A 21,657-nucleotide genomic window follows, 5' to 3' on the forward strand; every position below is an offset into this window, starting at 1 on the left:
AGTGAAGGAGCTGGGGATCAGGGGAGGGCGAGGGGGTGGAACAGGCGCCGGCAAGGAGTCGCGCTGACCTACAGCGCCGCCCGGGTGGGAAGCGAACGCTCTCCCACGAGTACAGCATGCGCATCAGGACCGAGGCCGGGGCATCGAGCCACGCGCCGTATGCGGTCGACCCCATGGCGATGACAGAGCCGGGTCGGCCTCATCGGGGGTTCGCAGCACCACTGTGATGTCGGCGGCCTCGGCGAGGACCGAGGTGGAAGCGCTCGTGAGCGCGACCACGGTCGCCCCGATCGTGCGCACGCGGTCGACGAGATCGTTCACTTCGGCGCTGGATCCACCTTTGGACAGGGCGATCACCACGTCGTCCGCCGACACGGCGCCCAGGGAGCCGTGAAGAGCCTCGGTGGGGTGGAGGAAGAACGCGGGAGTACCCGTGACGGAGAACAGGTGGGCGGCTCGTCGAGCGATGAAGCCCGAGGTGCCGACGCCGGTCACGGTGACGCGTCCCGCGCTGTCCCCGATCGCCGAGGCGGTGAGGACAGGTTCTCGTCGATCTGATCGGCAATGGATCGGACGGCGTCGCTCTCTGCTTGCACCAGGACGCGAGCGGCCTCGATGACCGATGAGATCGCTTCGGTCATGATCGCGGCCTTCCTTCCTCATGATTCGGTGGGGCCAACGGCTCCAGCGGCGTGAATAGTATTGGAACCCGTCCGCACATCCGTCAGCAAGGCCGCTCGACCCAGGCTGCGCTCGTGTGAGCAGGAGCCGCGCAGGCGGCGCAGAGAAGGGTGGCCGAGATGAGCACCAGTGCAGGAACAGGCATGCTCGCCGCGACCGTCGCACGCCGTTACTACATGGACGGCGAGTCCAAGTCGAAGATCGCGGACGAACTCGGCATCTCCCGCTTCAAAGTCGCGCGAGAAGTTTGCTCGAGCTCAGCCTCAAGAGGGGGATCGTCCGGATCACGATCACCGCACCCATCGCCTACAACGTCGAGCTGTCCGAACTCGTCCGGAAGAGGTTCGGCCTGCGCCAGGTGATCGTGGTGGACACGCCCGACGACGAGCACGATCCCGGACAGTCCGCCACCCGAGGATCGGCGCCGCCGCAGCAGGCCTCCTCTCCGGAACTCGTCACCGAGGACGACGTCCTGGGCATCGGCTGGGGCCGCACGATGAGTGCGGTGGCCAACGAGCTGCACTCCATCGCCGCCTGCCCCGTCGTCCAGCTCGGCGGGATGATGGGCTCCGTCCGTGAGAACTCCCTCGAGCTGGTGAGGCGCATCAGCGATGTGGGAGGCGGGCGCTATCCCTGTTCGTTCCTCTCGTCGCTCACGGCCGCGGCGACGGCGAGTGGGCTGCGGGCCAGCCCGCCGTCCAGGTGGTATGGCGGCAGTTCGACTCCATCACGATCGCGGCCGTCGCCGTCGGCTCTTGGGAGCCGGCCGACTCGCAGCTGCGCGAAGGCCTCGAACAGCGGGAACGGGAACGACACGAAGAAAGGCATGCTCGCCGAGATCGTCGCCACCCTGCTCCGCAAGGACAGACATCATCACCGATCTCGACGACCGCGCTCTCGCTTTTTGCCGACCTCGAGCACCTCAAGAGGTGCCCACAGCTCATCCTCGTCGCCGGCGGCATGAAGAAGGCACAGGCCATCCGAGCATGCCTGAACGCCTCCCTCGGGACCGTCCTCGTCACGGATCGATCGCTGGCACGCGCACTCCTGAACACGGCTTAGACCTCGATGCTCGTTCACATGCCGCTCACGCGGGCGGGAGCATTGACGAGTGAGCGCTCAGTACCTGTAATGGAGAAGCGGTCGTGCTGTGCAGCCTGCTTCGCGGCCGCCGCGCTTCCGACGCCCGCCTCCGGTAGCGATGTGGACCTACCGCGTCCGCGCTGAACGGAAGAAGACCGTGCCTCTCATCGCCGGCGTCGATTCCTCGACGCAATCCACGGAGTCGTGCTCTGCGACGCCGACGACGGCCGCGTCGTCGGTACTCGCTCCCTCGCCGCATCCCCGACCTTCCCGCCACTGAGCGAGCAGGATCCGGAGAGCTGGTGGACAGCACTGACTCTCGCGATGTCAGCCGCGCTCGACTCCGCACACGCTGCCTCCGGCCGCGATGTCGCCGCCATCAGCGTCGCGGCTCAATGCCACGGGCTCATCGCCCTCGACGCCGACGACACGGTCATCCGACGCGCGAAACTGTGGAACGACACGACCTCCTCGCCCGAGATGGAGGAGCTGCGAGCAGCGATCAGCGCCGAGGAATGGGCTGCTCGCCTGGTTCGGTGCCGACGGCGGCTTTCACCGTCCTCCAGAAGCTCCTCTGGCTGCTTTCGGCACGAACCTCAGAACGCTGCGCCTGCGGACGGTGCTGCTCCCCCATGACTGGCTGACCTGGCGACTCACCGGCGACAAGGTTACCGATCGATCCGAGGCCAGCGGAACCGGATACTTCGACGCGGCAACGGGTCGCTACGACGAAGGGATCCTCGAACTCATTGACGCCGACCGCGAGTGGCGAGCCAGCGCTGCCTCGCGTGCACGGCCCCCAGCAGGCAACGGGGACCCTGACAAGCGCCGCAGCGGCGGTGCTAGGGCTCCACCCGGGCATCGTCGTAGGACCAGGAGCCGGAGACCAGCACGCGAGCGCCCTCGGGAGTCGGCTCCGGCGACGTCGCCTACTCGTTCGGCACGTCCGGAGTGGTCTTCACGAGCACGGAGACTCCGTCCACGACCCCACCGGCATCGTGGACGGAGTGGCTGCGCGGCGGGCGGGTTCCTCCTGTCGTCGACGTTGAACGCGGCTCCAGTGACCGACACCTTCGGCCGGCTCTTCGGCGTAGACCACGCGGAGTTCTCCAGGCTCGCTCTCGCCGCCGACATCGGCGGCACGCCCTCCTTCGCCGCCTACCTCGACGAGGAGAGGAAGCCGAATCTGCCGGAGATGTGATCCTCTCCGGGATCACGTCCTCCACGTCTCGAGAGCAGATCGCCCGAGCCGCGGTGGAAGGAGTTGTCTTCGGACTGGTCAGGAAAGCGCGCGCTGACCGCCCTCGGCGTATCCACCGACGGGATCACCATCGCAACCGGCGGAGGCGCTCGATCTCCACGCGCTTACCTTCAGGTCCTCGCCGATGCCACGGGCCGCTTCCGTGCACACGTCTCCCTCCGTCGAATCCGTCGCCGTCGGGGCCCGCCATGCAGGCGAGCGCTTGCTCGACGGGTCGGCCCCTTGCGACGATCGTCGAGCGGCTGGGCGCCGACGCCCGTCCGCGTTCTCCGACCCTCAGCACGTCGCCGAGACGCAGGACAGCTTCGACCGCTACCTCGTCACCGCCTCATGGCGAGGCGGTGACCGGTCGCCGACCACGAGCACACCCTGGGTCACGGTACGAGCGGAGCACCAGCAGGTCTTCGACGCCATCGACGAGAACGCCTTCTCCGTCTTCAGCCGCACGCTGCTCGAGCTCGCCGCGTCGGTGGTTCTTCCGCGGACAAGGCCGATCCGGACTCGTTGCGCAGATGGCCGCGATGCGGTTCATGCACCTCGGGTTAGACGCTCGCATGGTCGGAGAACCCACCGCACCTGCCCCTCCGCGAGGGCGACGGGCTGGTCGTCATCTCTAGCTCAGGGACGACACCGGTCTCCCTCGCCTACGCGGGGATCGCCCGAGCACAGGGAGCGAGTGGTCGCCGTCGTCGCAGCACGACTGGAGAGTCCCTGGCCGCGCTCGCGGATGTCGTTCTTCCGGTGACGCTGCCCGCTGCGCAGCGGTTTGCCGGAAGCCTCTTCGAGCTTGAGCGTCGCTCATCGCCGCTTCGACTCGCTGATCCTGGCAGCGGTCGACGGGGGACCGAGGACCGTGCGCGACGGCCATGCAGGAAGCGGCGCACCGACCTGCAATGGCGTCGACTCCTCAGAGGGGTGCTGGTCTAGGTGACCGTGCCATCGCGAATATCACCTTCCGAGCCACTTAAGAAGGCGCCGGCCAGCAGGAGGCGAGGTGTCCTCGGGAGGTGAAGGAGGCGGCGTTGTGGCCGAGCGCGTCGTAGAAAAGTGCGACCGCCGTCGGGGCGCTCGACGCGCGCGATCCGGGTGATCTCGCCTTTCGTAGTGGTGGGTGGCGAGGATCTGCGCGGCCAGGGGCTACCTCAAGCAGGGAGTAGCGCTCGTCCTCGACATCGAAGTCGGTGACCTGCTCGATCACGGGATGCGGCACGGTGGCGAGCCGGATCCGGAGCGGGCGGGCCCGAAGTGCGGATGCATCGAGGTACCCCTTCTCCGGCGGCCTCCGAGAAGGGCCGGCCATTCCGGCGCGTCGACGAAGGTGGTCGAGCTGACATGGATCCCGAGGACCGGCATCGTGGAGCGCTCGATGAGCGCGAGCGCCGACCTGCACCTTCCAGGTTCGGCGTAGGGCGTGCCATCCCGAGGGAGACCCGCGTTGACGACGAGCAGGTCGGGCATCGCCTTGATCGGCCGCTCGCGAGATCCGAGAGCGCTTCGTCGACTTCACCGCGGACGTCGACTCGATGGCCGCGCGCTTGTGAGCTCCGGCGCGGACAACGCCCCCGTCGTCTCGGTGAAGCGGATGCCGAGAGGTCGCTGTATCTGCCCTCGCCGGTCAGGAGGAGCGTCGTCACGAGGAGATTCCGCTCGCTGCGCTCACCACGCCGGCGGTCGACGCCACAGGAACCCCTGATGCGTCCGACTCGTCGGCGGGGTCTGCACGGAAGTCGGAAATCGCAGAAGTCAGCGGTGAAGGTCGCGTCGGCGAGGTCGACGACGTCGAGGCCGGCGAACGCTCCGGTGAAGCGCAGGCGTGGGCCGTGGTCGTCGGAGAGGAAGGTGATGTCCACGGCCTCCCCGATGCGAGTGGGCGTCGTGTGCACCGGCCCCGCCAACGGGATCGCGAGGGGTCCGTCGAGGTCGGCGCGGAGGGTGACCCGGCCCGGTCTCCGGGAGTGCGCGGACAGCGAGGACGGTCTGCCCGTCCGGGTCGCGTCGAGGGTGAGGACGAGGGCGCGGTGGCCTCGTCGGCTTCCCACTGCTGACCGCGCTGCGGCTCCCCGTCGGGTTCCCGCCGGGTGATGTGCAGCGAGAGGTAGGCGTCGGTGTTGTGCGCAGAGCACCAGCCCGGCGGCCTGGGTGAAGGAGACGGGGTTCGCGTCGACCGTGACGCTGACGGTCGTCCGGTGCTCGGTGAGGGGCTGGGCGATCAGGCTGTGCTCGCGGAGCGAATTCCAGGACCCTGGCGTCCGCGCAGTCCGGATCCATCCGGGTCGTGCGTCCTGGTCGATCCAGTCCCGCAAGGCGGGTGTCACGCAGCGTCCGCCACGGCCAGGGCAGGAGCGATCGCGGGGGCGTCGGACCGACCGCGGAGTGCAGGGACGTCCGGCAGGTCGAGTTCGATCCTCGGATGCCGGCCGCCTCCTTTCCAGCCGGGGCCAGCCGTCCCGCCAGGTCGATCTCCTGCAGGGCGCTCTCCCGGCCGAGGGTGTTGGGTGCGCCGTCCTTGGTGCGGATCGGTCGGCTGACGAGGGTGGCCGAGGTACCAGCGCCCTGACCGGCGTCCGGATCCAGTTCTCCGTGCCCGGCCTTCTGCTGGGGCCAGGATCGAAGAGCGTCGCGGGTCGTGAGCAGGGGGACGTCGTCGACCTCGTAGAGGTCCGTGGAGTGAGCGGCTCCGGGCCATGAGGACACCGTGCTCGATCCCGAAGTTCCCCCCTCGGCGAGGGTCGAGCCACGAACCAGCCGTCGTGGTGGATGATCTTGGGTCCACTCGACGAGGTCGGGACGCTGCAGGAGGGCGAGGTCGGGCCCGTCGTTGTGGAGGACCCCGCCGTCGTCCGCCGGCTCGGTGAGGACGATGCCGTCGAAGCGGTTCCACTCCGGGGCGGTGGTCGTTCTGGATGTTCGCCAGCCAGTGCCGACCCTCGTGATGGAACAGCGACGGATCGAACCCGAGACCGCTCACGCGCTGCGGCTCCGGACCACTCGCCGGGGAGACCGTCCACGTCCGGAGCGCGAGCGATGTAGGTCGCGGAGTTGAAATGCGGGCTCTGCAGCGGCTCCACGATCGAGTAGACCACCCGGAACACGCCGTCCGCGGAGGAGCGAAGGCGGGCGCCCAGATCCCGGCCGAGTCCGGGTAGCCCGTCAGCGACCGGCCGGGTGCCGCCGACTCGACGGCACCGTGGAACTCCCACGTCGTGAGGTCCCGCGATCGCTGGATCGGGATCGTGGGGAACCGCTCCGAAGGAGCTGACCGCGAGCAGGTACCAGTCCCCGACGCGGAGGAAGGAGGGATCCGGGCGAGAACCCGCGGACTACGGGGTTGGCCGTCGTCCCCATCACGCCCTCCTGTCGAGGTGGAGGATCCGGGCGCTCGGGCCGGGAGCGAGTGCGCACCTGCGCGAGGCCGTCCGCGGAGCCGATGGCCCGCTCGGCGTCACCGCGCGGGAGGCGATCGTCGGGCTCCCGTCGACGCGGAGGGAGAACTCCGTAGGCGTGCTCGCCGCGATCCGAGACGAACAGCGGCACGTCGTCACCGTCACGGAAGCCCGGCGACGACGAGCTCGTCCTCCACACTGGGCAGCCCGAGGGCCAGGGCGGCGTGGAAGCGCGCCGGGAGCAGCCGGTGCTCCTTCGCGAAGGCCACCGCGCCGGCGACCAGCGCGGACTGCGACGGCCGCAGCCGGTCGAGGAAGCCGGAGAGGATGAGCGTCCCGGCAGTCCCGTGACGAGGGTGGCTACACCGTCTCCTCCTCGGTCATCCCGGCGCTCCGGATAGGCCCGGTTGCCGCTCTGCTCGGGGAGGACCACGCCGCGGGACGATGCGGCGGCGATGACGGGGTAGCGGAGGAGGAAGTCCTGCTGGTCCGACGTCGACTGCAGGTCGTTCTCGACGAGGTAGGCGTAGTCCATCCGCATCGCTCCGGAGGAGCAGTTCTCGAGGATCAGATCCGGATCGCCGCTCGCGGATACCCCTCCAGCCAGCCGACGAAGGCCCGGCTGTGCGCGGAGGCCGTCGCCGGCCGCCGTGGCGTCCCGCTCGGTTCCCCGCTCCCGGGTTGACGTTGTAGTCGAGCTTGAGGGTATCCGATGCCGTAGTCGCGGACGAGTCCGTCCACGACCGCGTCGAGATCGAGCCCGGGCGGCCGGGTGCCGGTGGAAGTCGAGGTGGAAGCGCTCGTGCTCGAGGACCCGAGTGCCGAAGCGCTGGAAGAACGCCTCCTCGGGGAGGCTGCTCGCCATCGGACTCGTGACTCCGACCACCTCGGGCTCCAGCCACGTGCCGGCGATCCGCATCCCGGCTGACCGGATCTCGTCGAGGATCGAGGAATCCGCCGTCGGAGGCCGGTCGGATTCTCGAGCCCACTCCCCCACCGAGTTCCACCAGTCGCCGGGCCCGGCCGAACCAGCCGGCATCGATGCAGAACACCTCGGCGCCCGCCGCGGCCGCTCCCGCGATGAGGGGCCGGGCTTCCTCGCTCGTCCGGGTCCCCCATCAGCGTGTTCATGAAGTCGTTGTAGATCACCGGCAGACCGCGGATCCCGCCGTGGCGGGCGACGAGCCACCGCCGGTACTGCGTGAGCTCGGTCAGCGCCGCGTCTCTCTCCCCGTCGACGGCGGCTTGACCACTGGCGGCCGGCGCGGCGGTGAACAACGGAGATCCCCGGGGAGGCGAGGCGGTGGGCGAAGTGGTGCTCGAGGTCCGCGGGACCGGCCAGGCTCAAGGAAGCCCCCATCCAGGGCGGAGCCGAGGGACCACTGCCAGGCCGTGCCCGATTCGATCTGCCAGGCCGAGGCTCGACGAGGTGCCCGGATCGACGACGACGCCGAGCGGGAGGGTGCTCTCGGTCGGCCAGGCGCCGTGGCTGGTGAGGGCGAACCGGCCCCGGCCGTCCTGCGCGTGGATGCCCAGCGAGAGCGCGGGGACGCGGTCGCGGAGGAGGTCCTCGTGCCAGCGGCTCTCGGCCAGCCACTCGCTGTCGGCCCAGGCGAGCACCATCCGGGTCGAGGTCGGCTTCGGCGCGGCCGATGCCGATCACCGCCGACGTGACGGCGGTCAGCTCGGCCGGGCGCTGAGCCGGCGTTCGCGACGTGCTGTGTGATCCGGAGCGCGCGGAGACTGCCGCGTGGTCGGGTGAACGTGCTGACGGCGCGTGCTCCCGATCCCGCGGGTCGGACTGGGTGACGGTCACCTCCAAGGCGTCCTCCAGCTCCCTCTCGACGAGGGAGTCCTGTCGGAGACGCTCCCCGACGGCGGAGCGGACGTAGCTCTGGCTCGTCCGGGCGCGCTGCTCGTCGGCGGTGAAGACCTCGACGACGGGCCGCCAGGACACCAGCGAAGGAGTGGTGCCGGCGAACCCGCACTCGAACTCGACCGGGCCGTCGAGGCCTCCCGAAGGAGGATCCGGCACCGCTGCCGTCGCCGGCCGACGGTACGGACGTCTGCTTCCACGGAGTCCCCGCTCATGCGATCGTCCGCGAGCGGATTCGGCGGCCACGGGGAACGCGGGCGGGAGTCCCGTCGCGCAGCCCGCCTCGCCTCCTCCACCACGGCCTCCCCGAGGAGCAGGAGCTCGGTCCCGCGGGACCCGGCGATGTGCGGAGTGACGAGCACGTTGGGGAAGGCGAAGAACGGATGGTCCTCGTTCAGCGGTTCGGGATCCGTCACGTCGAGCACGGCATCCAGTCGACCGCTGCGCAGTTCTCCGAGGAGCGCGTCCTGGTCGATCAGCGCCTGCCGGGCCGTGTTGATGAAGGTCGCGCCGTCGCCCGGGAGGCCGAGCTTTCCCGCCGACCGAGCAGGCCTCGTGTCGAGGGCAAGGTCGGGCGCGTGCAGGGAAGGGCGCGACCCGGGATCGGGTCAGCAGCTCGTCGAGCTCGACCTTCTCGACACCGAGCACGGCGGCCTCTTCGTGTGAGAGATACGGGTCGGACACCAGCACCCGGTACGAGGAACGGGCTGAGGAGACGGATGAGATGCCGTCCTGTGCGCGACGCGCTCGATGATCCCCACGGTGGAGCGGTAGGCGCCGATCTGCGGGTACTCGTTCTCGAGGTCGATGAAGGACTGGCGGCGGGCGTACTTCCTGCGCGATCGGCAGCACCTTCTTCCCCGCAGAGGAGGACCATCGCGAGGGCGTACTCGGCGACCGGGACCGCGTTGGCGTCCGCTGCGGTCGTCACGGGGATCCCGCGGTCCACACGCCTCGGGGGTGGTCGTTCCTTTCTGCGGAACCGCCGGCGTGCAGGATCGCTCGCAGCCGGGGCATGCGGTCGAGGACGCGGCCGTCGAGCGCGGGGCGGGCCATCCTGGGCTTGACGAGCACCTCGATCTCGGCCAGGACCTCGTCGGCTTCGCTCGAAGTAGTCCGAGACGGTCCGGGTCAGATCGATGTCGACGAGCCGTTCGAGCTTCGCGCGCAGAGTCCGTCGTCGAACAAGACGGTACTGCAGGTCGGACTGCATCGCCAATGCCGCTTTCATGCGGATGCTCCTTGTCTTCCAGGCCGCGCAGAAGACGGTCGTGGTGGCTGAGTGAAGGGCGGACTAGCTGCAGGGAGCGGAACGCGCTCTCTTGGTAGAGTCCGCAGAACGAACAAGGGACGAGCGAGGGAACAGATGCCGCACGAGGGAACCGCTATCCGTACCGAAGCCCCGCCACCCTGGAGGACGTGTCGCCGCTCTGGCGGGCGTGTCGAGGGCGGCCGCGTCCCGGAGTCTGAACCACGTCCGCCCCGGACGGTGGGCGCGGCGAACCGGAAGAAGGTGGAGGCCGCGGCGGCCGAGCTGGGATACGTGGTCAACGCCTCCGCGCAGACCGGCCATCGCGAGGAGCCGCTCGAGAGCATCGCGTTCGTCGTGAACGCGATCCCGGACGACTACCTCTCGCCCATCGCCGCCGGCGTCTTCCACGCCGCCGATGCCGCCGACCTCATGGTGACGATGGTCTCCACGAACGAGAGCGCGGCGCGTGCGCGGCGCATCGTCTCGGTGTTCCGCGGGCTGCGTCCCCGCCTCCTGGTCCTCGCCGGCGGTCGGCACGTCGACGACGCGGCCTTCGGGCCCGTCGTCGACGAACTCCGGGCCTTCGAGGCCGATGGTGGCCGCGTCGTGGTCATCGGGCTGGTCGAGGGCTTCCCCTTCGACACCGTCTCGATCGACAACATCGGCGTCGGCCGGGCGATCGCCCGCGCCTTCCTCGACCTCGGCCACGAGCAGTTCACCGTCTTCGCCGGACCGGCCAAGGCCGTCACGCCGCGCGACGCGGCGGACGGCATCCTGGCGGAGTTCGCCGACGCCGGCATCCGCCTCCCGCCCGATCGCATCATCGCCGGCGCCGTTCTCCCGAGAGGGCGGCTACGTCGCGGCCGGCGAGTTCCTCCGGCGCCGCAGCGACGCCGGAGGACGATCCTCGCGACGGCGGACGCCGTCGCCCTCGGTGCGATCGCCCGCTTGCGCGAAGCCGGCGTGAAGCTCCCCGGCGACGTCGCGATCTCCGGGGTGGACGACCTCCTCGCGCTGCGGGACGTTGACGCCCGCGCTCACGACCGTCCGCCTCCCCCTGGGACGAGGTGCGGCGTGATCGCGCTCGAGCTCGGCCTCGAGCCGGCGCCGACGGACGGGCCCCGCACTCGCACGCTCTCCGGTCATGTCGTCCTCCGGGAGAGCAGCCCCCGCCTCGTCCCCGGCGGGTGACGGCTCGTGACGAGGCCCGGTGAGCGCGCTCGATGGCGACCATCGTCGCGCGGAGGTCCGCGCGGTCGCGGAGGGGCGCGCACTCACCGGTCGCCTCACTTCGCCGCGAGGTAGGCGTTCGCCTGCTTCTCGAGCTCGGCCTGCACCTTGTCGAGACCGGCGGCCTCGACCGCCTTCTTGAGGTCGTCGAGGCCCTTGTCGACGTCGACCGCGCCCGCGTAGAGCGGGTTGCCGTACTGCGCCAGCGCCTGGGTGATCTGCGCGTTCTCGGCCTCGACGGGGGCGAGGTCGGGGATGAACGAGGCGAACGGATCCGTCGTGAAGTTCTCGTAGTCCTTCGCCCAGAGGAAGTTCTGCTTCTCGGACTCGGCGATGGTGCTCGGGAGACGCTCGAGCGGGACGCGCCAGCTGAGGGCGTAGCCGGGGAAGTTGTTGTAGTCCGAGATCGACTCGAAGCTGTCCTCGCCCACGGCGTTCCAGTCCTTCCCCTCGACGCCGTACTCGAGCAGGTCGTGGTTCTCGGCGATGGAGACCCAGTCGAGCAGCTGCAGCGCCTGCTCCTGGTTCTTGCTCGCCTTGTTGACGACGACGATGTTGTCCGCCTGGAACAGCTGGTTCGGCTTCGCGTCGAGCCCCTCGGCGAAGGGGCATGACGTCCAGCAGGGAGGCGCCGGGCACGGCCTTGAGCAGGCCGGGCAGGTTGGTGGTGGTCGCGGTGCCGTCCGTGATGGCCCAGGTCGAGGCTGCAGCTCCGCTCTGGAACTGGGACTGGACCGTCGCCGCGTCGATGTTGAGCATGTCGGCGTTGATGATGCCGTCGAGGTAGTACTGGCGGGTCGCGCGCAGGGCTTCGACGTACGGCTCGTGCTCCCAGAACGGGACGAGCTTCGAGGACCCGGTGGCGGTGGCGTCGGCGGCGGGGACGGGCATGAGCGAGTCGGCGAGAAGTAGACCGGGATCATGTCGGGCTTCTCCCAGCCCTGACGGTAGAACACGCCCGTGGGCGCGCCGATGGACGAGAAGGTGCTGAGGCCGCGCCACGTAGGGGGTGATGCCCTCCTTCTGCTTGACGTCGTACCAGAACTTCTCGAGCGCGTCGTAGGAGTCGATGGTGCCGCCTGCGTACGTGTCCGCGAGGTCCCCGCGCACGCTGTAGTGGTGGATGCGTCCGGCCGAGTTGACCGCCGGCAGCCGCACGGCATCTCCGTCGCTCCAGCGGTTGGCTTCAGAGCCTCGGTCGAGATCGTCGACGCGAGGTTCGAGTACGTTCCGGAAGCGAGCTGCGAGCTCAGACCGGTGAGGGCCCCGTCCGAGATCAGCTTCGAGATGTTCAGCCAGCGGGCGCTGAGCGCCGTGGCGAAGTTCTCGCCTGCGGTGAACTTGAGGAGCGACTGGTTGGAGTAGTTCTGCCAGTTGATGAACTCGGGCTTGATGGTGAAGCCCTGGTCCTTCTCGAGCTTCGTGTTGACCGCGGCGAGGACGCTGCTCCAGCCGGTGGGTGCGACGCCCGGCAGCAGCAGGCTGAGCTCGCTCGACGAGCCGGAGGAGCCGCCTCCGCCCGTGCAGGCGGCGAGGGGAGCAGCGCGGCTGCGCCGGCTCCTCCCGCGAGGAAGCCGCGCCGGGAGAAGCCGCGACCAGCAGCAGTGGTGATCGGTGCCATGAGGAGTTCCTTTCGAATGTGATCGCCGGCTGCCGAGCGCAGGCTCGGTCGGCGGGCCTCCGTGAGGGAGGTCGCGTGGGTGGAGAGCAGTGCGAGGGCGTCAGCCCTTCGTCGCTCCGAGGGTGAGGCCCTTGACGAAGTACCGCTGGGCGAAGGGGTAGGCGAAGAGGATGGGGGCGATCGTCACGACCGTCATGGCGAGACGGATCTGGTAGGCGGGTGCCGTTCCGGTCTGCGACAGGTTGTTGGCGTTGCCGATGCTCGCGATGGTTCTGCAGCACGAGCTGGAGCGGAGTACTAGTCGACGTCCGTGATGAACAGCAGGGCGTGGAACCAGTCGTTCCAGTAGGTGACCCCGTAGAACAGGGCGATGACGGCGAGCACCGGCTTCGAGAGCGGAAGCACGATCTGGAAGAAGACGCGCAGCTCGCCTGCGCCGTCGATCTTCGCCGAGTCGAGGATCTCGACGGGCACGGCCCTGAAGAAGGACACCTGCACGAAGACGAGGAAGGGAGCGAGTGCGAGAGGCAGGATCACGGAGAAGAGGGAGTTCTGCAGCTGCAGCACCTGCGTGACCAGGATGTAGAGCGGGACGAGCCCTCCGGTGAAGAGCATGGGGATGTAGGCGAACACGGCAAGCGACGTGCTCAGGCGCGGAAGGCCGCGCGATGACCCGAGTGCCGGAGGCTCGACCGCGGCGATCGCGGTTCCGACGACGGTGATGAAGATCGACGCGCCGTACGCCATCCACAGCCGGCCCCCGCGAAGAGAGTCGCGTAGGCCTCGACCGAGAACGGGGTGGGCCAGAACAGAGTACCCGGTGCGGGAGAGCACGGATTCGTCGGTGAAGGATCCGGCGACGACCATCCAGAACGGGATCAGGCAGGCGAGAGCGAACAGCGACGTCCCCACGTAGCTGATGATCGTGAACGTCTCCGGACGCCGGCGGGGTCGACTCGGCACGGTCGTCGGCGTCCCCTGGTCATCGGGGAGGGCCGTCGGGACATCGGGGGTCAGGACAGTGCTCATAGCAGCGAGGTCTCCTTGGCGTAGCGCCGCTGCACGAGCGTCGCGAGGACGACGAGGACGAATCCGACGACGGACTGGAACAGCCCGATCGCTGCGGTGGTCCCGAAGTCGCCCAGGGTTCTGAGGGAGCGGAAGACGTAGGTGTCGATGACGTCGGTGGACGAGAAGAGGGTCCGTTGTCACCGACGATCGCGTAGATGGTGCCGAAGTCTCCGTAGAAGATGCGTCCGACGCCGAGGACGAGCAGGATCGCCGCGGTCGGCATGAGCAGTGGCGTGGTGATGCGCAGGGCCATCTGCCAGCGCGAGGAGCTCGTCGATCTGGCCGGCCTCGTACACCTCCTCAGGGATTGCGGTGAGCGCCGCGAGGAAGATCACCGAGAGGTACCCGCCCTGCTGCCAGACCTTGACGATGGTGAGGATCCACGGCCACGGACCGAGGCTCGGTGTACCAGCTGATCGACGAGTGCTCGAAGACATTCAGCATGTCGTTGACCATGCCGCCGCGTCCGCCGACTCCGGCGAGGTAGGACTGCAGGAAGATGCTGACCACGATGGGCGAGACGAAGTACGGGATGAAGATCACCGACTGCAGGAACTTCTTCGTCGTCTTCCCGCGGATCTCGTTGAGCATCAGCGCGAGGAGGATCCCGGAGAGGGCGTCGCTGCGAGGAAGAGGACGTTGAGGAACAGGGTGTTGGCGAGGATCCAGCCGGCGTCGCCCGAGGTGAAGAAGAAGGCGAAGTTGTCGAATCCGACGAACGGCGAGCCGAAGATCCCCGAGCTCACGGAGAAGTCCTGGAACGCCACGATCAGGCCGGCCATCGGCGCGTAGGAGAACACCAGGAACAGGATGATCGCGGGTACCGCGAGGATCCGACAGTCCGTAGTCCCGCGGCTGGCGTCCGCCGTTGCCGAGGCGCTTGGGCCGACGACCCTGCTTCCGGCTCACGGCGACATCCGCTCCGAGCGCCGACTGGTGACCGTCCGTGGTGATGGTGGTCGTCATCGCGTCCACCCCGCGCCGGGTCCGCTCGCTCCGCGCTCATGGGCGCGGCACGCGGAGGCGGCCTCGTTGTCTTCAGCATCATTGCTCCTTGTGGTCCTGGGGCGCCGGCCGGTCGGATCTCCTCCGCCGGAATGCGTTTTCCAATAGTGGAGCCGCTCCGTTCCGGATGTCAAGGAAAGCCGCATAAAATAGCGCCGTGACTCTGGAGAGCGGTATCCAGGCGCATCCTACGCCTCCTGCAAACTCCGTCCCGGCGGAGCGAGGTCCGCGTCGGCAGCGCGGCCCTGCGCGTCCACCGCTTCCCGGGCCAGTGGGGCGCCGCTTCGTCCTCGTGCACGGATGGGGCTGCAGCTCGGCGAGCTGGGAGGAGTCGATCGAGGGGCTCCTCGACCTGGGCGACGTCGTCGCGCTGGACCTCCGCGGCCACGGCGGATCGGAGGCCGGTTCCGAGCTGCGCGCCTCGATCCCGCGCGCCGGCGAGGACGTGCTCGAGGTCGTCGACACGCTCGGTCCGGGCCGGGGTCGCGCTGATCGGCCGCTCGATGGGTGGCCGCGGTGGTCACGGCAGCGGCGGTGTCCGAGCCGCGCTCGATCGACTCGCTCGTCGTGATCGATCCCGCCTACGGGGCGGACGACGAGGGAGATGGGCAGTGCGCCGGCGCGGCTGCACAGTACCGCGCCGCCAGGTCCCGGGAAGGCCGCGGCCGACGTCGGCCGAGCCTTCTCCTCCGACGCCCCCGAAGCCCTGATCGGCGGGGCGCGGAAAGACCTGCTGCGTGCGTCTCCTCGCGTCCTCGCCGACGCCCTTCGAAGTCGCTCTACCTCGCTCCGGAGTCGTTCGGCGCGGCTGACGCCGCCGTCGAGTACCTGCACGGAGGCGACGCCAGCCGACGCTCGCGCTGTACCCGACCCGCGACCGCGCGGCGACAGAGCACCGCGCCGCCGACGGGAGCGGCCCGGTCTCGATCCGCATCGCCCCCGATGCAGAGCCACTTCCTCCACGAGGAGGCGCCGACGTGGTTCGTGTCCACCGTCCGCGACTGGACCACTGGTGCAGACCTCCCATCTCCGACCCGGTGATCCGACGACGCTGCCGTTGCCGACGTGAGCGGATCCGCTCCGTGCAGCAACGGCGGCGACGTCAGCAGCGGGCAGCGCTCAGCGAGGAACGGTCTCGTACCCCGCCTACCGCGAGGCGTCGTACGGAGCCGTGAGGGTCCGATCCGCTTCACCGGGGCGCGTGATGACGACGGTCGCTAGCTGCGCGGGAACCGTCTTCTTCTTCGTGGGGATGGTCACGCTCTCGGTGGCGCCCGGAGCGATGCTCTCGATCGTCGTCGTTCCGTAGGCCTTCGTCCGGACGACGGCGCCGACCGCACTCTCCCGGGTTGGTGACGGCGACCACGAGGACGACCTTCTTCTTGACGATCTCCGTGTGCGCGGCCGCCGAGACCGTCAGCGGGGCTGCGGGCTTCGCGGTGACGGTCACCGTCGGAAGGGTGACCGAGATGCCGTCGACGGCCGCGGTGACGATCGCCTCCCCGGGTTCGGCAGCGGCGGTGAGTGGTGCGCGTGCTCGGCGCGTCCGGAGGCATCGGTGGTGCCTGTCGACGTCGTTCCTCCGTCGGTGAAGCGTCGCCGCGCCGCGTCGACGGTGAAGAGGACGTCGCGGCCTGCTGCGGGCGAGCCGTCGGCGCGATGTGCTTCGATCCCTCGAGCGGCGATCGCGGTGCCCACCTCGACGCTCTGGGAAGCCCCCGTGCTGATGGCCGAGGTCGCCAGTGCAGGGGGTCGGGGAGGGCGCGATCGCGCCGAACAGCGGCCGGATCTCGGCGATGTTGATCCAGGTGTTGTTGGCGATCCTCAGATACCGGAACGGAGCCGGGTCGGCGTTGGTCGGCACGCCAGCTGCTGCCCAGGCAAGCGTTCCCTTGGCCGAGGTGGTGATCGTCGTCCAGGGTGAGGTGCGGTCGAGGCCTCGGGTGCAGACTCGGGCCCGGCTGGTGCCGTTGGAGTCCTGGCGCGAGCGGCTCAGCGCGCTCCGGGTCGAAGTTCTCGTCCTCTCCCGCGTCCATCACGAGGTAGTAGGCACCGCCCACCGCGCCGATGTCCGAGAAGGTGCTCGCCACCGAGTCGGTCATGCGCTGCAGGTGCACACGGTCTTCGCCGTCTCGGCCGTGCCGGTGAGGCCGACCGTGGTGACCCGCGAGGAGATCCGAGATCAGACGGTCACCGGCGCTGACGGTAACCGTCGATCCGTCGGTGGTGGTGGTCGATGGTCGCCCTGCCCGCTCCCGGCCGTGGTGTACTCGACCCGCGACGCGACCCTCGATCCCACTGCGGCCGTGGCGGGGACGACCGCGGATGCACTCCACGCCGTTCCGGATCCGGTGACAGCGGCGGGCACTCCCGCGAGGGTGACGCGGGCACCGGAAGAGGTTCGGTACCGGAGATCGCCAGAGTGACGGTGTCTCCGGCAACGGCGAGCTTGGGAACGCTGTTGCTGCTCGTGAGCGTCGAGGAGGTGGCGATGAACGACGCCGGTGGCGCGACATGGGTGCCGAACAGTCGCAGTTCCGCGATGTTGATCCAGTCGCCGTTCGCAATCTTGAGGTAGCGGAACGCCGGAGGTGCTGCTCACCGCGAGCGTCTGCCAGTCGAGAGTGGCGGCCGCGTTCCCCGTCAGCACGTCGTCCACGTGGTGAGGTCGTTCGATCCTTCGAGGTGGAGGCGTCCCGCTCGGCTGGTGCCCCAGGAGTCCCTGGCGGACCTGCAGCTCGACTCGCGAGAGCGCGATCGAGGCCGCCCTCCCGAGTGTCGAGGATCGCGGCGAACGCTACGCCGTTGTCCTGCCCGATGTCGGAGAAGGTCGCGCGGTCGCCGTCCAGGGCGTCTTCGTGATCTGGGAAGCGCGACTCGGGTCGAGCTCGCCGGCGGAGGTTGATCGATGTCGACGATGCCCGGAAGCCCGCGGATCATCGTGGTCTCGTTCGAGGAAGGAACAGTGTGGAGCCGTCGGACGTCACGACGAGCGGATCGGCCGAGGTCCCGTCGGCGAGACGATATCCGATGCTGAACGCGACCGGCCGCCCGGACGTGACATCAGCGAGGCTTGGGACTGCTGTCGCGGGCCAGGAGCGCGGGCCGCCCGAGATGGTCCGCCTCGGCCCCTTCGATCGTCCCTCGGACGTCCGTCACGTTCTGGGACGTGGTGAACGAGAGCGTGACGGTGTCACCGTTCGCCGCCCGCCCCTTCGAAGGATTCGAGGACGTGATCGTCGCGGAGGAGACCGCGGAGGCCGCTTCGACCCGTTCGCCGTCGATCCGGAACTCGCCCACGCTGAGGATGCCCGAGAAGTTCGAGTCCTGGAGCTTGAGGAAGCGGAAGGACGAGTCCCGGTGCTCCTGGGCGACGGCGAGGATCTCGCTCGCGTTCGTGTTCGTCGTCGAGGCAGGGGTCAGCTTCGTCCAGGTGACGTTGTCGTTCGATCCGTAGACAGCGGTACCTGCCAGCCGGCTCCCCACAGGTAGCGGGCCTGGAGGCTGAACGCATCGGCTCGGACGCGGTAGGCGGTTCCGAAGTCGAGCGTCATCGAGTCGACCGAGAGGTCCCCGGAGAAGGTCTCGGCGTCGAAGTCGAGCAGGTTGCCCAGCTTCGCGGACCCGATGGACGAGGTGGCGATGTCGACGTAGTCGAGGGAGCCGTCGGAGGCGCGCGGGGAGAGCAGGGCCAGAGCGGCCGTCGCTTTCTGGAGTTCGAGCAGCGCAGCGTCGGACGCACTGCTGCTGGAGGCCACGAGAGCGTCGGCGGTAGCGAGGGCGCTGTCATAGGCCGTTCGAGTCGTCGAGGTGTACACCGCCTGTTCGTCGAACGCTGCTCGTGCACGGGCGATCGCGGCGGGCCGATCGGCGACGACCTCGATCGTCACTGCGAGGGCGGCTTCGGTGGTTCCGTCGTCCGCCTGCACGACGAGGCGGGACGTGCCTGGAGCGTTCGGAGTCCAGGTGAAGGCTCCGGTCGAGCCGTTCAGCACGGCGCCGCTGGGCAGGTCGTGGCCTGTGTAGGCGAGGGCCTCCCGGATCCTTCGCGGACAGGTCGGCGCTCAGCGCCTGCCTGCGCTCCGATCACCGTGGTCGACGCACCGCGGTCGAAGACCGGCGGGGTCAGGGTGTCGCCGGCCTGGACGTCGACCTTGTCCAGATCGATGGCGCAGTCGGCGTCGCTGGTCGTGCAGCTGCTCGTGAAGGTGTAGTACGCGAGGTGGTTGTCGCCCATCTCGGGGAGAGGACGACGGACTGATTCATGTCGTAGCTGATCCAGCGCCACTGTCCCTCCGTGTCGGGGACGCTGACCGTCTGGTACGGGTCGACGTCGGGGAGCCTGCTGACTTTGAGGGTGGCGGGCTCGGTGGTGCGCACGCGGACACCGACGGGGCTGTAGGAGGTCCGGGGGCCGTAGACGAGCGAGCGGACGGCGACGACCGTCCCGTCCTCACCGGGCGTCACTCGGAGGACTGCTCCGGAATCGACGGCAGTCGCGTCACCGAGATGACCGATCCCTTCTGCTCGAAGGTGACGGGCGACCCGTTCTGAGGGGGATCCGCATCGGCTGAGGCGGCGGCGGGAGCGCGAGCCGGTACTCGGCGCCGGGCATGCTGCCACCCAGAAGGTGCGCCGGCCGTCGGTGTCGCCGCTGACCGCGGTTCCGATCTCGGGCTGGGGAAGTTGTAGAACATCGCAGGGTCCTGCTGCTCGTGCTGCTGGGCGACATACGGGGCGATGGTCGCGGCATCGACGCCGAGCTCGCGCGCGTAGATGTTGTAGAGCTCGCTGAGCGAGTCGGACCAGCGACCGCGGTACCACTGCGAGAGCTTCGCCGGCCCACCGGTGATGTCCACGAAGGGGACGTCGTAGCCCATCATGAAGCCCACGAACTGGTTCACTCCGCGCAGGAGCCGGTAGTCCTTGAAGGCGTATGGAGAGACGGCGTCGGCCACGGTCGAGACGGTTCCGTCCTCCGGGTCGACCTTCGATGCCTTGAGAGTCCACGACGCGGGCGAGTGCGGTGAGGATGTTCACATCGCCGCCGCCGTGCGCCTGATCGCGTGCCATCTCCTGGTGCTGCACGAAGGAGTAGCCGTACGTGTTGTAGGGCGCATCGGCCGGGATCTCGCGGAAGATGCCGGTCAGTGCTCCGTTGATCGCCGGGTCAGGGGCGGTCGAGTTGACGGTGAACCACTCGACGCTCTCGTCGTAGCGGGCCTTGTCGTCGCGGAAGATGTAGCCGGCCATGGCGCCCAGCAGCGGGATGCTGAACTGGTTCATGTAGTAGCTGTTGTCGTGCAGGATCGTCTCCGTCATGGGGACGATGAAGTTGTCGCTCAGCTTCGCCTGGTCCTGGGCAGTCCACTCGAGCGGGTACGACAATGCGGCCTGCGTGAAGGTGGACGAGCGGATCAGCTCTGCAGCGGCGATGAGCTTGTAGAAGACGATGCCGGTCTTGATGTAGGAGTCCGGGTAGCGGACGTAGCCGGAGGGGTTCATGTTCTCCCACACCCGGAGGATCCGCAGCGCGTTCTCGCGATAGACCGCATCTCCGGTGAAGTAGTAGAGGACGGCCTGGGTGTATGCGCCCTCTGCGTCCGTCCAGAGGCCGGCTCGAAGTCGGACGCGTCGTCGTAACGGGCATCAGCCGGAGCGCTGTCCGAGGGCCCGAGGTTCGCCGAGCGCAGCGTCCGCGACGCGAAACTCGAGGAGAGCATCGCCGAGTAGTAGTCAGTCAAGGCGCCTGACCGGCGGGCTTCGCCCGCGTGCCCTCCAGCTCCGGCGCGGTCACGCCGAGGCGCAGGATGCTTGAGCCAGTCGGTCCGGTCGATGTCTGGAGGCTGATCGCGCTTGATATGGGCCGGAGCCTTCGGCAGCGGCGGCCAGAGGAGCGGTGCCTATCAGCCCGGATAAAAGGGAGGCGAGAAGGACGAACGCGCGGATGAGAACTGCAGGATTCGTCGAGATCTAGGGGTGCCATTCTGATCCTCCGTGGGACGGTGTGCGCGACGTTGCGACCGGGTTAAGGAAGCGCTCTCCACCTGTGGTGTCAAGCGTCGGTATGTCCTTGCTTCCGATTCTGCGTCGCGAGGAACTCGTTCTCCGACGCCGCTCAGCGCGGAGATGGCTGAGAGCGCTGAAGAGCGGCTCCGGGGCGATGGCGCGGATGCGGGCGCGGGCGTTCGGCCAGGCACGCGTTCCGGATTTGTGGCGCCCAACGGCTCTGAGGCCGTTGCTCGGCGGGGTGGAAGCGATGGTGACCGCGCAACGCCTCCCCCCGAAGAGTTTCGGAATCTCCCGGCTGCCTCACCTGGTGTCAGTCTGGTCCGCACTCACTCAAGGGAGTCTGAGAGGCATCGTCGCCTTCGCTACGTCGTGCACTCGGCTCATTCCGTCACCGCGCCCCGCCAGCTCTGCTGTTGGGTTCGCAGCTCGCGAATTGGATCCGACTAATGAGAACACTGCAAGCCACAGCCCTCGCCGCTACCGTCGCCCTCGGCCTGACCTCGCTGCGGCGGTCCCCGCCACGGCGTCGACCGACACCGGTCCCACCTCCGCGCGAACTGGCTGGGCCGGCCGAGGCTCGCGATCGGCTCCGGATCGATCAAAGCCCGCCGAGTGGACGACCGATGAGTCGCCCGTCCAACTACCTCGCCGAGCCGGCGTTCGCCGACACCCTCTCCGAGCAGTTCAGCGGCCTTTCCCCCGAGAACGAGCTGAAGTGAAGCTAACTTCACTCAGCCCCAGGAAGGGGTGTACGACCTTCGCTGGGCTCGATCGCCTGGTGGCGTTCGGCTGAGGAGCACGACATGGCCGTGAAGGCACACGGTCTGCCAGTCTCCACCTGCTGTAACCCCAGTGCGTCGAGGCGATCTACCGATCCCGACGAAGATGCGGGCCGCGATGACCGACCTTCACCACTGCGTGATGCAGCGCTGCGACGGGAAGATCGACCGCTGGGATGTGGTCTCCGAAGCCACTCGAGGTTCAGGGCACCGAGCTCCAGCCCCACGACCTTCTACAAGGTCCTCGGCCCGGGCTACATCGCGGACGCCTTCCGCATCGCTCGAGCAGCGGACCCGGACGCGCGGCTGTTCATCGATGAGAACCAGGTCGAGTTCGACCCGGCTAAGCGCCAGGCCTTCCTCGGGCTGCTGACCGGACTCGTTGCCGAAGGTGGTGCCCATC

At 68.8% G+C, this 21,657-nt stretch carries 26 protein-coding genes and 4 pseudogenes; 11 read left to right on the forward strand and 19 right to left on the reverse strand.

What is annotated here, in order from left to right:
* Positions 1–123: 123 nt before the first annotated feature.
* Entirely contained in the window at positions 124–663 is a 540-nt protein-coding gene (locus AC0CII_RS25195; protein WP_465231247.1) for an SIS domain-containing protein, read from the reverse strand.
* Between the two features lie 382 nt (positions 664–1,045).
* On the opposite strand from AC0CII_RS25195, the pseudogene AC0CII_RS25200 reads away from it, so the two are divergent.
* The 4 genes and pseudogenes from AC0CII_RS25200 (at position 1,046) to AC0CII_RS25215 (ending at position 2,965) form a co-directional block, all read left to right on the forward strand.
* Positions 1,046–1,743: pseudogene (locus tag AC0CII_RS25200) on the forward strand (sugar-binding domain-containing protein).
* Between the two features lie 225 nt (positions 1,744–1,968).
* Positions 1,969–2,400, forward strand: coding sequence for an FGGY family carbohydrate kinase (locus AC0CII_RS25205; RefSeq protein ID WP_465231248.1), 432 nt, complete (start codon positions 1,969–1,971; stop codon positions 2,398–2,400).
* A pseudogene (locus tag AC0CII_RS25210) lies at positions 2,384–2,515 on the forward strand (FGGY family carbohydrate kinase); the annotation flags it as partial. The gene AC0CII_RS25205 and the pseudogene AC0CII_RS25210, both read left to right, overlap by 17 nt.
* A gap of 309 nt (positions 2,516–2,824) precedes the next feature.
* Positions 2,825–2,965 (forward strand): hypothetical protein, encoded by a 141-nt coding sequence (locus AC0CII_RS25215; RefSeq protein WP_465231339.1) that lies wholly within the window; start codon positions 2,825–2,827, stop codon positions 2,963–2,965.
* Between the two features lie 372 nt (positions 2,966–3,337).
* On the opposite strand, the gene AC0CII_RS25220 is transcribed toward AC0CII_RS25215, so the two are convergent.
* The 9 genes and pseudogenes from AC0CII_RS25220 to AC0CII_RS25260 all read right to left on the reverse strand — a co-directional run bounded on the left by AC0CII_RS25220 (position 3,338) and on the right by AC0CII_RS25260 (position 9,358).
* Positions 3,338–3,472: a hypothetical protein gene (locus tag AC0CII_RS25220; RefSeq protein WP_465231249.1), complete on the reverse strand. Its 135-nt coding sequence runs from the start codon at positions 3,470–3,472 to the stop codon at positions 3,338–3,340.
* Positions 3,473–3,989: 517 nt separating this feature from the next.
* Positions 3,990–4,235: a hypothetical protein gene (locus tag AC0CII_RS25225; RefSeq protein WP_465231340.1), complete on the reverse strand. Its 246-nt coding sequence runs from the start codon at positions 4,233–4,235 to the stop codon at positions 3,990–3,992.
* The gene (locus AC0CII_RS25230; protein ID WP_465231341.1) at positions 4,220–4,483 is read right to left on the reverse strand and encodes a hypothetical protein; all 264 of its coding nucleotides are present in this window, start codon (positions 4,481–4,483) and stop codon (positions 4,220–4,222) included. The genes AC0CII_RS25225 and AC0CII_RS25230 overlap by 16 nt, the downstream gene beginning before the upstream one ends.
* A 281-nt stretch (positions 4,484–4,764) precedes the next feature.
* Positions 4,765–5,340 (reverse strand): annotated as a pseudogene (locus tag AC0CII_RS25235) (beta-xylosidase family glycoside hydrolase); the annotation flags it as partial.
* A complete protein-coding gene (locus AC0CII_RS25240) occupies positions 5,337–5,993 on the reverse strand; it encodes a glycoside hydrolase family protein (RefSeq protein ID WP_465231250.1) in 657 nt (218 codons plus the stop codon). The pseudogene AC0CII_RS25235 and the gene AC0CII_RS25240, both read right to left, overlap by 4 nt.
* Before the next feature lie 182 nt (positions 5,994–6,175).
* On the reverse strand, positions 6,176–7,756 hold the full coding sequence (locus AC0CII_RS25245) for an alpha-amylase family protein (RefSeq protein WP_465231251.1): 1,581 nt from the start codon (positions 7,754–7,756) through the stop codon (positions 6,176–6,178).
* Positions 7,753–8,031, reverse strand: coding sequence for a hypothetical protein (locus tag AC0CII_RS25250; RefSeq protein ID WP_465231252.1), 279 nt, complete (start codon positions 8,029–8,031; stop codon positions 7,753–7,755). Before AC0CII_RS25250 ends, AC0CII_RS25245 begins: the two co-directional genes overlap by 4 nt.
* 189 nt (positions 8,032–8,220) lie before the next feature.
* Positions 8,221–8,868, reverse strand: coding sequence for an NAD(P)-dependent oxidoreductase (locus AC0CII_RS25255; protein WP_465231330.1), 648 nt, complete (start codon positions 8,866–8,868; stop codon positions 8,221–8,223).
* 343 nt (positions 8,869–9,211) lie between these two features.
* Positions 9,212–9,358, reverse strand: a complete 147-nt coding sequence (locus AC0CII_RS25260; protein ID WP_465231253.1) for a hypothetical protein — start codon at positions 9,356–9,358, stop codon at positions 9,212–9,214.
* Between the two features lie 439 nt (positions 9,359–9,797).
* Here AC0CII_RS25260 and AC0CII_RS25265 point away from each other — a divergent pair, with 439 nt between their 5' ends.
* Positions 9,798–10,727: a substrate-binding domain-containing protein gene (locus AC0CII_RS25265; RefSeq protein WP_465231254.1), complete on the forward strand. Its 930-nt coding sequence runs from the start codon at positions 9,798–9,800 to the stop codon at positions 10,725–10,727.
* A gap of 95 nt (positions 10,728–10,822) precedes the next feature.
* Here the strand turns inward: AC0CII_RS25265 and AC0CII_RS25270 are convergent, their stop codons facing one another.
* On the reverse strand, positions 10,823–11,722 hold the full coding sequence (locus tag AC0CII_RS25270; RefSeq protein ID WP_465231255.1) for a DUF3502 domain-containing protein: 900 nt from the start codon (positions 11,720–11,722) through the stop codon (positions 10,823–10,825).
* Positions 11,723–11,738: 16 nt separating this feature from the next.
* On the opposite strand from AC0CII_RS25270, the gene AC0CII_RS25275 reads away from it, so the two are divergent.
* Entirely contained in the window at positions 11,739–12,131 is a 393-nt protein-coding gene (locus AC0CII_RS25275; protein WP_465231256.1) for a hypothetical protein, read from the forward strand.
* Between the two features lie 24 nt (positions 12,132–12,155).
* The gene (locus AC0CII_RS25280; RefSeq protein WP_465231257.1) at positions 12,156–12,377 is read left to right on the forward strand and encodes a hypothetical protein; all 222 of its coding nucleotides are present in this window, start codon (positions 12,156–12,158) and stop codon (positions 12,375–12,377) included.
* A gap of 307 nt (positions 12,378–12,684) precedes the next feature.
* Here AC0CII_RS25280 and AC0CII_RS25285 read toward each other — a convergent pair whose 3' ends face one another.
* From AC0CII_RS25285 to AC0CII_RS25300, 4 genes are all read right to left on the reverse strand, one after another.
* Positions 12,685–13,416, reverse strand: coding sequence for a carbohydrate ABC transporter permease (locus tag AC0CII_RS25285; RefSeq protein WP_465231258.1), 732 nt, complete (start codon positions 13,414–13,416; stop codon positions 12,685–12,687).
* Positions 13,417–13,595: 179 nt separating this feature from the next.
* Entirely contained in the window at positions 13,596–13,754 is a 159-nt protein-coding gene (locus AC0CII_RS25290; RefSeq protein WP_465231259.1) for a hypothetical protein, read from the reverse strand.
* Positions 13,755–13,758: 4 nt separating this feature from the next.
* A complete protein-coding gene (locus AC0CII_RS25295) occupies positions 13,759–14,049 on the reverse strand; it encodes a hypothetical protein (protein ID WP_465231260.1) in 291 nt (96 codons plus the stop codon).
* Positions 14,049–14,258: a hypothetical protein gene (locus AC0CII_RS25300; RefSeq protein ID WP_465231261.1), complete on the reverse strand. Its 210-nt coding sequence runs from the start codon at positions 14,256–14,258 to the stop codon at positions 14,049–14,051. The genes AC0CII_RS25295 and AC0CII_RS25300 overlap by 1 nt, the downstream gene beginning before the upstream one ends.
* Before the next feature lie 497 nt (positions 14,259–14,755).
* On the opposite strand from AC0CII_RS25300, the gene AC0CII_RS25305 reads away from it, so the two are divergent.
* Positions 14,756–15,034: an alpha/beta fold hydrolase gene (locus tag AC0CII_RS25305; protein WP_465231262.1), complete on the forward strand. Its 279-nt coding sequence runs from the start codon at positions 14,756–14,758 to the stop codon at positions 15,032–15,034.
* A 618-nt stretch (positions 15,035–15,652) separates the two neighbouring features.
* Here the strand turns inward: AC0CII_RS25305 and AC0CII_RS25310 are convergent.
* Together AC0CII_RS25310 and AC0CII_RS25315 are read right to left on the reverse strand one after the other, a co-directional pair.
* Complete coding sequence (locus tag AC0CII_RS25310) at positions 15,653–15,913, reverse strand: hypothetical protein (RefSeq protein WP_465231263.1); 261 nt, start codon at positions 15,911–15,913, stop codon at positions 15,653–15,655.
* Positions 15,910–16,161, reverse strand: a complete 252-nt coding sequence (locus AC0CII_RS25315) for a hypothetical protein (RefSeq protein WP_465231264.1) — start codon at positions 16,159–16,161, stop codon at positions 15,910–15,912. Before AC0CII_RS25315 ends, AC0CII_RS25310 begins: the two co-directional genes overlap by 4 nt.
* Before the next feature lie 44 nt (positions 16,162–16,205).
* Here AC0CII_RS25315 and AC0CII_RS25320 point away from each other — a divergent pair, with 44 nt between their 5' ends.
* Entirely contained in the window at positions 16,206–16,889 is a 684-nt protein-coding gene (locus AC0CII_RS25320) for a hypothetical protein (protein ID WP_465231265.1), read from the forward strand.
* Between the two features lie 743 nt (positions 16,890–17,632).
* Positions 17,633–17,920, forward strand: a complete 288-nt coding sequence (locus tag AC0CII_RS25325) for a hypothetical protein (protein ID WP_465231266.1) — start codon at positions 17,633–17,635, stop codon at positions 17,918–17,920.
* On the opposite strand, the gene AC0CII_RS25330 is transcribed toward AC0CII_RS25325, so the two are convergent.
* On the reverse strand, positions 17,883–18,506 hold the full coding sequence (locus tag AC0CII_RS25330) for a putative Ig domain-containing protein (protein WP_465231331.1): 624 nt from the start codon (positions 18,504–18,506) through the stop codon (positions 17,883–17,885). The two genes, AC0CII_RS25325 and AC0CII_RS25330, sit on opposite strands and share 38 nt — an antisense overlap.
* Positions 18,507–18,588: 82 nt before the next feature.
* Positions 18,589–19,968, reverse strand: coding sequence for a hypothetical protein (locus tag AC0CII_RS25335; RefSeq protein ID WP_465231267.1), 1,380 nt, complete (start codon positions 19,966–19,968; stop codon positions 18,589–18,591).
* Between the two features lie 1,310 nt (positions 19,969–21,278).
* Between AC0CII_RS25335 and AC0CII_RS25340 the strand changes: the two are divergent.
* Positions 21,279–21,635: pseudogene (locus AC0CII_RS25340) on the forward strand (endo-1,4-beta-xylanase); the annotation flags it as partial.
* Positions 21,636–21,657 lie beyond the last annotated feature (22 nt).

It is taken from the genome of Rathayibacter sp. AC182, from assembly GCF_979253875.1.

What these genes read in the sequence shown, in the direction of transcription:
- AC0CII_RS25275 (WP_465231256.1), top strand. Translation starts at nt 11,739, where the DNA reads ATGGACGAGAAGGTGCTGAGGCCGCGCCACGTAGGGGGTGATGCCCTC.
- AC0CII_RS25230 (WP_465231341.1), bottom strand. Translation starts at nt 4,483, where the DNA reads ATGCCCGACCTGCTCGTCGTCAACGCGGGTCTCCCTCGGGATGGCACG.
- AC0CII_RS25250 (WP_465231252.1), bottom strand. Translation starts at nt 8,031, where the DNA reads ATGGTGCTCGCCTGGGCCGACAGCGAGTGGCTGGCCGAGAGCCGCTGG.
- AC0CII_RS25285 (WP_465231258.1), bottom strand. Translation starts at nt 13,416, where the DNA reads ATGAGCACTGTCCTGACCCCCGATGTCCCGACGGCCCTCCCCGATGAC.
- AC0CII_RS25295 (WP_465231260.1), bottom strand. Translation starts at nt 14,049, where the DNA reads ATGCTCAACGAGATCCGCGGGAAGACGACGAAGAAGTTCCTGCAGTCG.
- AC0CII_RS25195 (WP_465231247.1), bottom strand. Translation starts at nt 663, where the DNA reads ATGAGGAAGGAAGGCCGCGATCATGACCGAAGCGATCTCATCGGTCAT.
- AC0CII_RS25335 (WP_465231267.1), bottom strand. Translation starts at nt 19,968, where the DNA reads ATGAACCCCTCCGGCTACGTCCGCTACCCGGACTCCTACATCAAGACC.